Origin of the sequence: Comamonas sp. (assembly GCF_009360615.1) — a bacterium.
In the GTDB taxonomy this organism is placed as follows: Bacteria; Pseudomonadota; Gammaproteobacteria; order Burkholderiales; family Burkholderiaceae_C; genus Comamonas.
The window spans coordinates 14,254-29,155 of record NZ_SPEY01000042.1; the positions used below are offsets into that span (position 1 = coordinate 14,254).

The 14,902-nt window shown below is 62.6% G+C and carries 12 protein-coding genes; 2 read left to right on the forward strand and 10 right to left on the reverse strand.

Annotated features, from left to right (window positions below; translation table 11 throughout):
* Window positions 1-124 precede the first annotated feature (124 nt).
* Window positions 125-679 (forward strand): flavodoxin family protein, encoded by a 555-nt coding sequence (locus E2583_RS12715; RefSeq protein ID WP_291596249.1) that lies wholly within the window; start codon window positions 125-127, stop codon window positions 677-679.
* Between the two features lie 135 nt (window positions 680-814).
* On the opposite strand, the gene E2583_RS12720 is transcribed toward E2583_RS12715, so the two are convergent.
* The 7 genes from E2583_RS12720 to E2583_RS12750 form a co-directional block, all read right to left on the reverse strand.
* Window positions 815-1,588, reverse strand: a complete 774-nt coding sequence (locus tag E2583_RS12720) for a sulfurtransferase (protein ID WP_291596252.1) — start codon at window positions 1,586-1,588, stop codon at window positions 815-817.
* A 52-nt stretch (window positions 1,589-1,640) separates the two neighbouring features.
* A complete protein-coding gene (locus E2583_RS12725; RefSeq protein ID WP_034399414.1) occupies window positions 1,641-2,447 on the reverse strand; it encodes a MinD/ParA family protein in 807 nt (268 codons plus the stop codon).
* A 49-nt stretch (window positions 2,448-2,496) separates the two neighbouring features.
* The gene (locus tag E2583_RS12730) at window positions 2,497-3,291 is read right to left on the reverse strand and encodes a GGDEF domain-containing protein (RefSeq protein WP_291596256.1); all 795 of its coding nucleotides are present in this window, start codon (window positions 3,289-3,291) and stop codon (window positions 2,497-2,499) included.
* 40 nt (window positions 3,292-3,331) lie between these two features.
* Entirely contained in the window at window positions 3,332-5,056 is a 1,725-nt protein-coding gene (locus E2583_RS12735; RefSeq protein ID WP_291596258.1) for a SulP family inorganic anion transporter, read from the reverse strand.
* 469 nt (window positions 5,057-5,525) lie between these two features.
* Entirely contained in the window at window positions 5,526-6,902 is a 1,377-nt protein-coding gene (locus E2583_RS12740; RefSeq protein ID WP_291596259.1) for a DUF1329 domain-containing protein, read from the reverse strand.
* A 176-nt stretch (window positions 6,903-7,078) separates the two neighbouring features.
* Complete coding sequence (locus E2583_RS12745) at window positions 7,079-8,554, reverse strand: amino acid permease (RefSeq protein ID WP_291596261.1); 1,476 nt, start codon at window positions 8,552-8,554, stop codon at window positions 7,079-7,081.
* A gap of 741 nt (window positions 8,555-9,295) precedes the next feature.
* Window positions 9,296-10,186, reverse strand: coding sequence for a LysR family transcriptional regulator (locus tag E2583_RS12750; RefSeq protein ID WP_291596263.1), 891 nt, complete (start codon window positions 10,184-10,186; stop codon window positions 9,296-9,298).
* A 198-nt stretch (window positions 10,187-10,384) separates the two neighbouring features.
* Here E2583_RS12750 and E2583_RS12755 point away from each other — a divergent pair, with 198 nt between their 5' ends.
* The gene (locus tag E2583_RS12755; protein ID WP_291596265.1) at window positions 10,385-11,851 is read left to right on the forward strand and encodes an MFS transporter; all 1,467 of its coding nucleotides are present in this window, start codon (window positions 10,385-10,387) and stop codon (window positions 11,849-11,851) included.
* Between the two features lie 81 nt (window positions 11,852-11,932).
* On the opposite strand, the gene E2583_RS12760 is transcribed toward E2583_RS12755, so the two are convergent.
* The 3 genes from E2583_RS12760 to E2583_RS12770 form a co-directional block, all read right to left on the reverse strand.
* A complete protein-coding gene (locus tag E2583_RS12760) occupies window positions 11,933-12,727 on the reverse strand; it encodes an ABC transporter ATP-binding protein (RefSeq protein WP_291596267.1) in 795 nt (264 codons plus the stop codon).
* 23 nt (window positions 12,728-12,750) lie between these two features.
* Window positions 12,751-13,635 (reverse strand): ABC transporter permease, encoded by an 885-nt coding sequence (locus tag E2583_RS12765; RefSeq protein WP_291596269.1) that lies wholly within the window; start codon window positions 13,633-13,635, stop codon window positions 12,751-12,753.
* A gap of 113 nt (window positions 13,636-13,748) precedes the next feature.
* Window positions 13,749-14,717, reverse strand: a complete 969-nt coding sequence (locus tag E2583_RS12770) for an ABC transporter substrate-binding protein (protein ID WP_291596272.1) — start codon at window positions 14,715-14,717, stop codon at window positions 13,749-13,751.
* Window positions 14,718-14,902: the final 185 nt, after the last annotated feature.

Sequence of the window (14,902 nt, forward strand, 5' to 3'; positions counted from 1 at the left end):
TAAGCTCGCGTGCTCCCGCAAGACAAGGCCCGCAGGGAGACGATCTCCGGCGGGCCCTGATTTGGCAAAGATTCAGAATGGCGGCGCGGATGGTCGCGCCAACGCAAGCAAGAAAGAAGAAATCATGAGCAATATCGTTGTGGTCTACCACTCCGGCTACGGCCACACCCAGCGCATGGCGCAGTCCGTGGCCCAGGGCGCTGGCGCAAAGCTGCTGGCCATCGACGCAGACGGCAATCTTCCGGACGGTGGCTGGGAGCAACTGGCGGCGGCGGATGCCATCGTCTTTGGCGCGCCGACCTATATGGCCGCCCCTAGCTGGCAGTTCAAGAAATTCGCCGATGCGTCGTCCAAAGCCTGGTTTGCACAGGCCTGGAAGGACAAGCTGTTCGCGGGCTTCAGCAACAGCGCCAGCGTGCAGGGCGACAAGCAGGTCACGCTCGACTATTTCTACCATCTGGCCATGCAGCATGGCGGCGTGTGGGTGGGTCTGGGTCTGCTGCCTTCGAACACCAAGGCCGCGCAGCGCAACGATGTGAACTGGATGGGCAGTTTCAGCGGTGCCATGGCGCAGTCGCCCTCGGACGCATCGGCTGGTGAAATGTCCGCAGGTGATCTGGAGACCGCGCGCCAGTTCGGCGAGCGCGTGGCCAGCGCTGCAGCACGCTGGGCAAGATAAGCAGCATCGACCTGCTATTGAATAAGAAGCGGACAGCGCTTTTCCATCTTAGATTTCAGATTGATTTGTATCTGAAATCCTTTGATGACAAGCGCTAGCCGCTCTTTTTTTTGAGAGTCGCCCAGACAGGCCGGCTTATTCCATCAAGTGCTTTTTGATGGGGCGGGGGTGAACCAGCTCGGTACGCGACAGATCGGTGCCCAGCGAGTCGCGGCCGTCAAAGACAAAGCAGCCGCCATCAAAGAACCTGCCGTCGGTTTCCTCGAAGTACTTGAGGATGCCGCCTTCCAGCTGGTAGACGTTTTCGATGCCTTCGTCCTGCATCAGGATGGCGGCTTTTTCGCATCGGATGCCGCCCGTGCAGTAGCTGACCACGGTCTTGCCGACGAATGCATCCTTGTGCCGGCGCAGGGCAGGCGGGAACTCGGTGAACTTGCTCAGGCGCCATTCGATTGTGCCTGCGAACGCGCCTTCGTCCACTTCGTAGTCGTTGCGCGTGTCCAACGTCACCACCTCGCGGCCTTCGTCGTCATGGCCTTGCTCCAGCCAGCGGCGCAGCGTGGCCGGGCTGACCGAGGGCGCACGGCCCTGGGCGGGGCGAATGGCGGGATGGTCCATGCGGATGATCTCGTTTTTGACCTTGACCAGCATTTTTCGGAAGGGAACGCTCTCGGACCAGCTCTCCTTGGGAGAGAGATCGGCAAAACGCGGATCCTGCCTGAGCTGGTCCACAAAGCCGCGCACGGCCGCAGCAGTGCCCGCCAGGAAAAAGTTGATGCCTTCCTCGGCCAGTAGCACCGTACCCTTGAGGTTCAGGTCAAGCGCGCGCTCCAGCAGCGTCTGGCGCAACTGGTCGGCATCGGGCAGGGGCGTGAATTTGTAGCAGGAGATGTTGAGTATGTCGGCCACGTCGATATCCGGGGGGGCGGCCGCGCGGCTGCTGCATCGACGGTGATGCAGCTCAGACCGGGGCCGTCAGCTCTGCCTTGATTTTATTGGACAGCTGTGCCACTGCGAGGGATGCGGGTGCTCCGGGCATGGCCTGCAGCAGCAGCTGCCGGCGCATCACGGCCTCTCGGACGGCGGAGTCGACCGGAATATCGCCCCAGTGAGTCAGCTGCAGAGGCTGACCGGAATCCGTGGTCACGAAGCGGTTGAGCACCTGTTGCAGCTGTCCCGTGATGGCGCGGCCGTCACCAGGGCGCTGCGCCTGGTTGATGACCAGCCGGATCTGCTGGCGCTTTTGTTGCAGGGCCAGCACCTTGATGGCGGCATAGGCATCGGTCAGCGAGGTGGGTTCGGGTGTGGCCACGACCAGGACCTCGGTTGCCAGGGAAACGGAAAACAGCACCACGTCCGAAATGCCGGCGCCGGTATCGAGCAGGATGATGTCGTAGCGCGGGCGAAGCAGCTCCACCGTGCGCATGAACTGCGAGCGGATCTCGGGCGTCAGGCGTGAATACTCGATCATGCCCGAGCCGGCCAGCAGAACCGAGTAGCCCCCCGGCGTGGTCAGAATGGCATCTTCCAGTGTGGAGCGGCCCGTGAACACATCGTGCAGGGTGACCTTGGGGTAGAGGTTGAGCACCACATCCAGATTGGCCAGCCCCAGGTCGGCATCCAGTACCAGCACGTTGAAGCCATGGCGCGTCAGCGCCGCAGCCAGATTGGCCGAGACAAAAGTCTTGCCGACACCGCCCTTGCCGCTGGTGACGGCAATGATGTGGGCCTGCTTGGTGCGGCCAGGCGCCCGCAGGGCATCTTCCATGGATATGTGAGCGGGCAAAGTAGGGTGAGGGGCCAAGGTGTCCATCGTCTCAAGGCGTTATGACCTGGCTTGCGGCGTCGGTGTTTACGTCTGGTGCTGTGTTGTCGGAAACATTTTCCTCTAACGAGGAGGGGGTCAAAGGGCTGAAAAGCAGGCTTTTTTCCTCTGCACTCACCGTACTGTCGGGTGGTTCCTCGACACACACGCAATTGCGGCCTGCCGATTTGGCCAGATAGAGCTGGCGATCGGCACGCTCTGTCCATAGCTGCGCCGTGCTGCGAATCCATTGCTGGGCGTAGACTCCGCCGATACTGACGGTGACCTTCAGCGCCTGACCCGAAGACACGGCGATGGAGTTGTTTTCGATGGCCTGGCGCAGGCGCTCGGCAACCGCACGGCCCTGATGGGCAGGACAGACCGGCAGCACTATGGCGAATTCCTCGCCACCAAAGCGCGCCAGCGTGTCCATGGGACGAATGATTTCCGACAGGGTCTGTGCCACCGATTGCAGCACCATGTCGCCGGCGATATGGCCGTGCTCGTCGTTGATCTGCTTGAAGTGGTCGATGTCCAGCATCAGCAGCAGCGCGGTCTCCCCCGAGCGGGCCACGCGGTCGATCTCACGCTCGATCACGGAGCGGAAATGGCGACGGTTGGCCAGACCCGTGAGCGGGTCGCGCAACGACAGGGCGCACAAGCCATCAATCAGCGCTTGCAGGTAGTGGGTAGGGGTGTCGGTGGGCAGACGGATATCGCCACCACCCGCGCGAGTCACCAGATTGTGTGCGGTGGCAAGGCGCAGATCGCGCAGAAACACGGATTGATGGGGGGCGGATGAGGTCACGACGAGCTATCAATGGTGGCCGTCAGTGTAGCAGCGACCCTTATCTTTTTGTGGATGTAGGCTTTTCGTCAGCGTTGATGCGGGGCGGTTGTGTGGGTAAATTGCCAAGCGTCCGCAGAAAGTCGGCATCTGTGCGATAGAGCCTGATGGGGCTGCCCTGCCGGTGCAGCAGGCCGGCGCGCTCCAGCCGTTGCTCCGCAGGCAATTTCAGCCCCACCACATGCAGCAGGCCGCCACGCAATGCGACCAGGCGCTCCAGCCGGGCGAAGGTTTCGACGCCGGTGATGTCGATGCTGTTGATGGACTGCATCAGCAGCGCCAGGTCTTTGGCCTGGGGCGCCCGCTGCAGGGCATCGGCCGCGTAGCGCTCAAGAGCCGTGGCCGTGGCAAAGTCCAGGTCTGCGTCCATGCGCACGGCCACCACATTGGGTGCGAGCGCCGGCAGCTGCCAGAGCTGGCGGCTGCGCAGGCTGCCATCGGGATGCTCGCCGACCTCGATGATTCGGGGGTGCAGGTGGTGATAGAGGTAGTAGGCCTGGCTGAGCATGATGCCCGCGAACACTCCCCAGTACATGCGCGGGGCCGTAACGATGGTCAGCACCAGGGTGGCGACGCTGATGCAGGCTTCCACCTTGGAAACTCTGAACAGCTTGAGAATTGCGCTGGGCTTGACCAGATTGAGCACTGCCGTGATCACGATGGCTGCCAGCGCTGCCTGGGGCACATGGTAGAGCCAGGGAATGAACCAGAGCACGACGACCACCACCAGCAGGATGGAAAACACATTCGCATAGCCGGTTCTGGCCCCTGCGAGCAGATTGACCGCCGAGCGCGAGAAAGAGGCGCTGGTGGCAAAGCTGCCGAACAGGCCGGCGCTGATCTTGGACAGGCCCTGGGCAATCAGATCCTGGTTCTCGTTCCAGCGTGTGCCGGCCTGCTGATGCTCGACCTGGGCGCTGGAGGCCGTCTCCAGAAAGCTGACCAGGGAGATGACCAGCACCGGCATGATCAGGGCACCGAACTGATCCCAGTCCAGCATGCCTGGCCAATGGAAGCTGGGCAGCCCTGCCGGCAGATGGCCGATCACGGCACCGCCCCCATCGGCAAAGCCGGTGAACCAGCTGATGAAACCACTCAGGCCGATGATGAAGATGGCCGAGGGGAAGGCCGGCCGCCACTTCTTGGCCAGCATCAGCAAGGCCATGCTGGCCACGCCGTAGGCGATGGACGGGATGCTGAACAGGTAGATGGACGGCGAGTGCCAGACGGTGGACCAGTCAGCGCGCATTCCCAGCAGGGTGGGCAGTTGCGAGGCCAGAATCAGCAGGGCGGCCGCCTGGGTGAAGCCTGCCAGCACGGGTGAGGTGACCAGGTTGAGCAGCCAGCCCGCGCGCACCATGCCCAGGCTCCATTGCACCAGGCCGGAAAGAATGGCCATCCATGCCGCCAGCGCAACCCATTGGGCCGAGCCGGGCTCGGCCATGCCGGTCAGCGAGGCACCGATCAGCAAGGCGCTCAGCGCGGTCGGCCCCACTCCCAGCCGGGGGGAGGGACTGAAGAGAATGGCCACTGCCGCAGGAATGATGGAGGCATAGATGCCGGTGATCAGTGGCATGCCGGCCAGTGCGGCATAAGCCACCCCCTGGGGCAGCAGCATCAGGCCCACGGTCAGGCCGGCCCAGAATTCACCGCGCAGCAGGCCGAGTGTCGGTTGGGGCCAATCGAGAAAGGGCAGCCATCTGGCCAGGGATTGCTTGGTGGTCATGATTGCGGCGAACTAAATCTCGTCTGCAAGCTTAGTCGTGCTTGGTTGTGCAGGGATTAAAAGAGCATGAGGCGGTGCGACCTTGGCCGAAGAGGCGCTTTGTTTCAAGGGGGCACGGGTCGCGCTGTCCGGGCCGGGCCGGGCCACAGGGTATCGATGACGGCAAGGGGGGCGTCCGATGGCCGGTGAATCCGGGAGGGGCTCCCGCCGGAGCCGTGCCTTGCCATGCGACCGGCGGGGTCGTTGGCTGCTGGTGAATGATGCGCACGTGGAAATCGACTCGAAGACAGGCAAAACGGCACCAGTTCTTATGGTTTTCAATGCTGGCACGGTAGTTCATCCTAGCACGCTGCCCGGGCAGGAGTGGGGGGCGCTTCCCAGGTGCGTGGGACCGACCATAAAAAAGAGAGGCGCATGGCCTCTCTTTTCACCTGACGGTGCGCACGGCGGCGGAATCTCCCGGTGCCGATCAGTTGCCCAGGTTGCGGATCGCTTCGGGCGTGTACTGGCTGGCGCGCAGGTTGTCCCTGCCCAGAATCGGCGCCTTGGGGCGCTCCTGGACCAGATTCATGCTCACATAGGAGCCGGCATTCAGGTCGTAGTAGAACGATGTGCCCGCGTGCCATTTCCTGATGTCGTAGGCGTAGTAGTAATTGATTTCACCGTGCTGCCACAGCTGGCCGCGGGCGTCGTAGAAGTCGCCCGATACGGCATGTCCGGTGTCTTCGTCGATGAACATCACGCGCTTGGAGTACAGGTGCCGGAAGCCGGGCTTGAGCTTGCCCTCCAGCACCCAGACACGGCGCAGTTCATAGCGGGTGTACGCCGGGTTGGGGTGGCCGGGCTTGAGCAGATCGGCGTACTTCAGCGGCTGGTTGATGCGAAAGGTGTTGGCTGGAATGAACATTTCACGCTTGCCGTGCATGGTCCATTCATAGCGCTCCGATCCACCGTTGAACAGCCGCTCCGAGTCGATGGTCGCCTTGCCGCTGGTTCCCGGCGCGGGCTGGTCATAGCCGAACTCCGGCAGCTGGCGTACGCGGCGCGTGCCGGGGTCGTAGTTCCATGCCAGCCGCTTGTCCGTGCCGAAGTTCATGGGCTCGATCGACAGGATGACGCTGCCTTTTTCACGCTCGGGCAGGATGGAGAAGTTGGTCACATAGGCGTACTTGCCTTCGTTGGGCTTGCCCAGATTTTCTTTGGAGTCATAGCGGCTGAGCTGGATGTAGCTGGTGCGGCCCCAGGCGATATCGCCTCCTGCGCCCACCAGTGCCATGTCGCGCTCCACCTCTTCGGTGCTGGCGCGGCTGGGCATGAGGTTGTTCCAGAGCAGCTCAATGCCGCTCTTGGGAATGGGGAAGGGCAGTGCCCCCATATAGCCCTTGACGCCATTGCCGTCGTTGATGACTTCGGCCTCCAGTGCGTTGCGCTTTGCAACGGCACAGATCTCGTCGTCATACCGGAAGTCGCGGTGGCCCGGATAGACGGGAATGCGCATGGTGGCCGGAAATTTGCCAAGCAGCGCCTTTTGTCCGTCACTGAGCTTGTCGCTGTACTGTGCCATGTTGGCGGCCGTGATTTCGAACAGCGGCTTCTCGTGGGCATAGATGTCCGGCTGGAACTGTCCCACGGACTTGGTGAACTTCACGCCGGGTGGCACGCCCAGTATCTTTCCCGTGAAGGGCGGAATGCTGCCATCGGCATTGCCGGCCTTGATGGCGCCGGTGCAGGTCAGCTCCTTGCCCAGCCTGTCGGCCTCGGCGGCGGGTACCTTGGCGCAGGCGGCTCCAGCGCCCAGCAAACCCATGCACAGCAGCAGCGCCTTGTTCATCATCTTGTTTTGCATTGCTCTCCTCCCTTGTGAAAACCTTGCAGGTTCTGGCCTGTTGGCAGGCATTCTTCAGATATTTGTCATGACATGAATCGTCTGTTGAGACTAATCGATACCGACTGGTGGCCATGAAGCAAGAAGGGCAGCACCGTTGCCGGTGCCGCCCTTGGGAGAGTTCCAATGACTGGGTATTAACGCGAGCCGCTCAAATCCATTTCCGAATACTTGACGATCTTCGTGCCCTTGACCCATTTGTAGCCAAACCAGATGGCCAGGAAAAGAGGCAGGCCGATATAGGTTGCGATGGCGCCGACCCAGTCGATCTGATCCTTGATCAGGTTTTCGTAGTTCTGGCCCAGAGTGATGATCAGGCACAGCACAAAGGCGAAGATGGGGCCGAATGGGAAGGCAGCGGCCTTGTAGGGCAGCTGGCTCATATCGTAGTTCTGCACTTCGCAGCCCTTGCGGAAGCGGTAGTGGCTGATGGCAATGCCCAGCCAGGCCACGAAGCCGCACATGCCGGACAGATTCAGCAGCCAGATGTAGACCACTTCGGGGCTGAAAATATTGGTCAGAAAGCACAGGGCGGCGATCACGGTGGTGGCGATCAATGCCAGAACCGGCACGCCACGCGTGTTGACCTGGGCGAACACCTTGGGGGCCATGCCTTGCTTGGCCAGCGCATACAGCATGCGGGTGGAGGCGTACATGCCCGAGTTGCCGGCCGACAGCACCGAGGTCAGCACCACGGCATTCATGACGGCCGCAGCGCCCAGCAGGCCGGCCCGTTCGAACACCAGCGTGAAGGGGCTAACGGCGATATCGCCCAGATCGTTGCGCAGCAGCTTGGGGTCGGTGTAGGGAATCAGCAGGCCGATGATGAGGATGGCGAAGACGTAGAACAGCAAGATGCGCCAGAACACCTTGCGCACGGCCTTGGGCACGTTCCTGGCCGGATCCTCCGACTCGCCGGCGGCGATGCCGATCAGTTCCGTGCCCTGGAAGGAGAACCCCACCACCATGGCCACTCCGATCAAGGCTGCAAAGCCTCCCGCAAACGGCGCGTCGCCTGTGCTCAGGTTGGCAATATTGCCCCAGATTCCCTCCGGTGCGCCGCCTTGCAAGATGCCGAAGATCATCAGCACGCCGACGGCAATGAAGACCAGCACGGTGGTCACCTTGATGGCGGCGAACCAGAATTCGGATTCGCCGAAGCCCTTGGCCGACAGTGCGTTGAGGCCGAACATCAGGGCCAGAAACAGCGCACTCCAAAGCACTCCGTTGGTGCCCGGGAACCAATAGGCCATCACCAGCTGGGCGGCCACCAGGTCCACGGCAATCGTCACAGCCCAGTTGTACCAGTAGTTCCAGCCCAGCGCGAAGCCGAAACCTTCGTCCACGTACTTGGCGCCATAGGTGGCGAAAGAGCCGGAGACGGGCATGTGGGCCGCCATCTCGCCCAGACTGGTCATCAGAAAGTAGACCATCAGGCCTACGATCATGTAGGCCAGCAATGCGCCGCCGGGGCCTGCCTGGGAGATGGTGGCGCCGGAGGCGACGAAAAGGCCGGTGCCGATGGAGCCGCCGATGGCGATCATCGACATATGGCGGGCCTTGAGGGAACGGTGCAACTGGCCGGTTGCTGCGGTGGATTCGCTGTCGCTCATGAATACGAGATTTTCTGGCAGGACATGACAGGGGAGGCAGGCTGGCTAAGGCCTTTGTCATGGCTTGCATTATTGTGGTTCTGCACGGCCGGCCCTTGGGTAACAACGCGGCGTGCGCGATCGGCGATGACACGCATTGCCGTTCAGTGGGTGCAGATTGTGAGCGATTTATGGAGGGTGCGCGCGCTTCGGGTTGTCATGAAGTAAGGCGAATCCGGCAGTTTTTTTGCCAAGTATTTGTTTTGTATGGATTTATGGGCCGCTGTGGATGCTGCCATCTGCGGGCTGCATGGGTTCTGCCCCGACCTGCGATTCGCGGATGGTGGCGAGGATGCAACGGATTGATGGAAAGCGAGGAGCAGGAATGCTTTCATTATTGAATTCACTTCAACAGAATTCGTGAATAACTGGCATGCATCGCAAAGATGAAGTGGGCGGACTGCGGGCCATTGATACCCCGAAGTGCTGCTGCGGTCATGGGCGCCATGGCGCCGGGGGGCAGTGTCGTGGTTGCGTTCTGTACCCGTGCGGTTCCCGAGCTGGACGATGTCACCCAAGCCCGTTGAGGCTTTGTAGCCGCTGTTCATGAGCAGGCACCAGGGGGCCTTCGAAACCCTGCCGCCGGTGCAGAGGCGGATCATGCAGGCGCCGGGTCAGGCTTCACCGGTCAACATGGGGCATTCAGCCTGGGCAATGCGGTGGGTGCTGCGCAGTCTGCCAGCGCAGGGTGCGGCCCGAAGCCTACCAGCGTGCCTGTTCCAGCAGCATCTGGGCCAGCGCCTTCACTTTGGGCGAGGCGTGGCGGGTGCGAGGGTAGACCAGAGACAGCTCGCGGCTGCGGCCTTCGAGCTGCGTCAGCACGGGTATGAGCCGTGCACTGGCAATGTGCTCGCGCACGGCAAACTCCATGACCTGGGCCACGCCCAGACCAGCCAGCGACCCCTCGATCAAAGGATCGCCGCTGTCGAAGCTGATGGACTGCGGCGGCATCCAGTCCAGCGGCTCTTCGCCTTCGGCCTTGAACTGCCAGGGCACCTGAAATCCCAGATAGTGGTTGTAGACCGACAGGCAGCGGTGCCTTGCCAGCTCCTGCAGTGTGCGCGGTGCGCCATGGGCTTGCAGATAGCCGGGAGAGACCACGGTCACCCAGCGCAGCGGCGGCAGGCTGCGCGCAATCATGCGGCTGTCGGCCAGAGGGCCTATTCGCACGGCTGCGTCAAAACCTTCTTCCACCATGTCCACCACCCGGTCGGTAAAGCTGGCGTCGATCTGCAGGCTCGGATAGCGATCCATCAGCGGCCCCAGCAACGGCGTGAGCACCACCCGTCCCAGCACCGAGGGCGCGGTCATGCGCAGCACGCCACTGGGTTCGCAGCGCCGGTCCAGCATCAGCTGGCGCGCTTCATCAAGCCCGGCTATCAGCGCGGCGCTGCGGTCCACCAGGGTGCAGCCATCGGGCGTGAGCGAGACATTGCGCGTATTGCGATGCAGCAGCCGGGTGCCCAGATCGGCTTCCAGCTGGGCAATCGCCCGCGAGATGCGCGACTGCGTGGTTCCCAGGCTGTGCGCGGCCTGCGTGAAGCTTTTGCACTCGGCCACCTTGACCAGCATGTGTACGGCGTTCAGATCCATGGCACTCGAGCTTGATTGATGCGTATACGCATAAGTTAAACATGATTTTCATGTTTATCTGCGTCCTTGAATTAAATACGATGCCTGCCTGACCGGTCATCCACGCTGCACCTGCAATGCAGCACGCTTTGGAGCACTCATGCCCGCCGCAGCGACGAGGCGAGCAGCCGCTCCTTTTCGAGAACGAGGACCGATGTGATGGATCAAGAGAAAAACAAGTTGCCAGCCCTGCCCAGCCTGCGCTATCCGCGTGCAGCGCTGGCCCTGTTGTCCCTGGCGCAGCTGATGATTGCGCTGGATGCGACGATCGTGTTCGTGGCACTGGACGCCATGGGCATGCATCTGCAGTTGCCTGCGCACCATCTGCAATGGGTGATCAGCGGCTACAGTGTGGCATTCGGCGGCTGTCTGCTGCTGGGCGGGCGCTGCGCCGATCTGCTGGGCCAGCGCCGCATGTATGTAGCCGCCATGGGCTTGTTTGGCCTGGCGTCGCTGGCCGGAGGCTTTGCCGTCGAGGCCTGGCTGCTGATCGCCGCGCGTGCGGCCCAGGGCGTGGGGGCGGCGCTGCTGTTCCCGGCCACGCTGGCCATGATCAACACCCTGTACCGCCCCGGTGCCGAGCGCAATCGGGCGCTGGCCGTGTGGAGCATGGCCAGCGCCGCAGGGCTGGCGGCAGGGGCCTTGCTGGGTGGCGTGCTGACCCAGTGGCTGGGCTGGCACTGGGTGTTGTGGGTGCTGGTGCCGATGGCCTGGCCTTGTGCGGTGGCGGCACTGCGCTATCTGCCCCCGATGCCCAGCGTGCCGCGCCATCAGCGCCGCTTCGATGTGGCCGGTTGCATCAGTGTGACGCTGGGCAGCAGCCTGTTGGTCACGGCTCTGGTGCAGGGTCCGCAATGGGGCTGGCTGGACGGGCGTACGCTGGCCGTGGCGCTGGCAGGCGTGCTGGCGCTGGCGGTATTCTTGGCCATTGAAAAGCAGGTGGCCGCGCCCCTGATGCCGCTGCCCCTGCTGAGGGTGCGCGGCCTGCAGCATGCCATGCTGCTGACGCTGCTGTTCATGAGTTGCTACGGCGTTCAGTACTACTTTCTGGGCCTTTACTTCCAGCAGGTGCTGGGGTGGAGCCCGCTGCAGGCCGGGCTGGCCTTTGTGCTGCCTACCATCGTCTGTACGGTAGGCATTCGATGGGCCGAACGCGGTCTGGCGCGCCACAGCGCCCGTATTGTGCTGATGGCTGGCTGGGCTGCAGGCCTGGCAGGCCTGGTCTGGACCGCTGCCGTGCTGCCGATGGCCGGCAATTACTGGTGGCTGGTGCCGGGCTTCGTCGTGATGAGCATCGGCCAGGGGGCCAGCTGGACCGGCATGTGGGTATTGGTGGGCGAGGGCATTGCGCCACAGCAACAGGGAGTGGCTTCCGGCGTGGCCGCCACGGCCCAGCAGGTGGGGGCGGCACTGGGGCTGGCCGTGCTGGTGATGGTGGCGGCCTTGCCGGTGGCGCAAGTGCAGGCCACGGGTTCGGTAAATGCCCAGGCACTGCAGCAGGCCAATGCCCTGGGCCTGCAGAATGCGGAATGGGGCACCGCGCTGATTGCCCTGGTGGCCTTGCTGGTCTGTGCGGTCATGGGGCACAGGCCGATGGCTCAGGAGCTGGAGCCTCAGCTTGGCTGAGTTGATCTGAGTTGATATAAAAATAGCTGCCAACGCTTATGGATAAAGCGTTGGCAGCTATTGTCTTGATGGCGTTCGGGCCTAGCTCAGCAGCAAGGCATCGTCGGCCAGCTTTTCGCCGCGCACCTTCTCGAACATTTGCAGCAGGTCGGGCACATCCATCCTGGAGCGCTCTTCGCCGCTGACGTCGAGCACCACATTGCCCTGGTGCAGCATGACGGTACGTGTGCCCACATCCAGCGCCTGGCGCATGCTGTGCGTGACCATCATGGTGGTCAGATTGGCTTCCTGCACGATGCGCGCTGTCAGCTGCAGCACGAAGTCGGCGGTGCGCGGGTCCAGAGCGGCAGTGTGCTCGTCCAGCAGCAGAATGCGCGACGGCTGCAGCGCAGCCATCAGCAGACTCACGGCCTGGCGCTGTCCGCCAGAAAGCAGGCCGATGCGGTCGGTCAGGCGGTTTTCCAGGCCCAGACCCAGGGTCGCCAGGCGATCGCGGTAGAGCTCGCGATTGCTGGCCTTCACGGCCTTGGACAAACCCCGGAGGTTGCCGCGCTCATGTGCCAGTGCCATGTTCTCTTCGATGGACAGGTCCTCGCAGGTGCCGGCCATCGGGTCCTGGAACACGCGGGCCACCTGCTTGGAGCGGGACCAGACCGGCATGCGGGTCATGTCGATGCCGGCAATTTCGATCTTGCCCTTGTCCACGCTCTGGTCGCCGGAGACGCAGTTCAGAAACGTGGACTTGCCTGCGCCGTTGGAGCCGATGACGGTCACAAACTGACCGTCGGGAATCGACAGCGACAGGCCGCGCAGCGCGCGGGTTTCGATCGGCGTGCCGGGGTTGAAGGTGAGTTCGAGGTTTTGTGCGTTCAGCATGATGTTCTCCGCCGTCCTTCTTCTTAGGTGCGCTTGCTCAGCTTCTTCTTGATCTGCGGAATCACCAGTGCGATCGTCACCAGCACTGCTGTCACCAGGTTCAAGTCCTGGGCCTTCAGGCCGATGGCATCGATGTTGAGGGCCGCTGCGATGAAGAAGCGGTAGACCACGGCACCCAGTACCACGGCCAGCGTGGCCCAGATGATCTTGCGCGAAGGCAGGATGGTCTCGCCCACGATCACGGCCGCCAGACCGATGACGATGGTGCCGATGCCCATGGAGATGTCGGAGCCGCCCTGCGTCTGCACGAAAAGTGCGCCCGCCAGACCGACCAGGCCATTGGAAATCGCCATGCCCAGCAGGATCATGGCGCCGGTGTTCACGCCCTGGGCGCGTGCCATGCGGGCGTTGGAGCCCGTGGAGCGGATGGCCAGGCCGCGCTCGGTGGCAAAGAACCAGTCCAGCGCCAGCTTGGCCACGATGACGAAGCCGAGCATGATGAGCGGTCGCATCACATAGTCGTCGATGTTCGCCGGCTGCAGCATGGTGAACAGCGTGGGCTCGTTGATCAGCGGCACGTTGGGGCCGCCCATGATGCGCAGATTCACCGAGTACAGGCCGATCATCATCAGGATGGAGGCCAGCAGATCCATGATCTTGAGCTTGACGTTGAGCCAGCCCGTGATGAAGCCGGCCACGGCACCTGCAGCCGTGCCGGCCAGCGTGGCCAGCCAGGGGTTGGTACCGGTGGAAATCAGGATGGCGCAGACCGCACCACCGAGGGGAAAGCTGCCGTCGACCGTCAGGTCGGGGAAACGCAGCAAGCGAAAGGAGATGAAGACGCCCAGCGCCACCAGGCTGAAGATCAGGCCAATTTCAATGGCACCGAGGATGGAAAATAGAGACATAGAGAGAGCGACAGGCGCGGCAAACGTCTAAAAAAATCGGCAGGGCCATGTCGCCACGGCACCTGCCGCTGCGCTGGCACGACCGGATGGCGGTGCCGGCGACAGGGGGTGGATTACTTCACCACGTTAGCGGCGGACTTGATCAGCGCATCGGACAGCTTCACGCCTTGCTTCTCTGCGGCGCCGGGATTCACGAACAGCTCCATCTTGGTGGAGACCTCGGGCTTGATGTCGCCGGGCTTTTCGCCCTTGAGGATGCGCGCCACCATGCGGCCGGTCTGCTCGCCCAGATCGCGGTAGTTGATGCCGTAGGCGGCCACGGCGCCGCGCTTGACGGAGTCGGTGTCAGAGGCGACCAGAGGAATCTTGGCGTCCTGGCCCACCTTGACCAGCGATTCGTAGGCGGACACCACGTTGTTGTCGGTGTTGGTGTAGATCACATCGACCTTGCCCACCAGCGAGCGTGCGGCGCTGGACACATCCACAGAACGGGGGGCCGCAGCGGTCACCAGGGTCCAGCCCATCTTGGGCAGCAGCGCCTGCAATTCCTTGACGACCACGGCGGAGTTCGCTTCACCGGGGTTGTAGACCATGCCGATGCGCTTGGCATTGGGCACGACCTGCTTGACCAGATCCATCTGCTTGTCCAGTGCCAGCAGATCGGACACGCCGGTCACATTGTTCTTGGATGGTTCCCAGCTGGAGACCAGCTTGGCGGCCACAGGGTCGGTGACGGCAGAGAACACCACGGGCACGGTCTTGGTCGATGCGATCACGGCCTGGGCGGAAGGCGTGGCAATGGCAACGATGGCATCGGGCTTGTCACCCACAAACTTGCGGGCGATCTGCGCGGCTGTGCCGGTGTTGCCCTGAGCGCTCTGGTACTGCCACTTCAGGGTCTTGCCCTCTTCGTAGCCGGCAGCCTTCAGAGCGTCCTTGACGCCGTCGCGCACCGCATCCAGTGCGGGGTGTTCAACAATGGCGGTCACGGCCACGGACTTGGTGTCGGCGGCATAGGCACCCGACATGGCGGAAATCGCCAGGGCCAGTGCGCCCATGCGGGCCAAGGACAGCTGCTTCATGTGTATCTCCAGCGTTTGTTGTGTGTTGCAGGTGAATTAAGACGGCAGTGCTCGATGCGCTTCGCCTCGCGGCAAAGTCTACTGCACCGATCTGGCTGTCTTCGCAAATGAGATAACCTTGTTTATCCCTATACGATGATTGCGAAAAAATGGCATGAAAGCTGCGCAAAGCACCATCAAGCGGG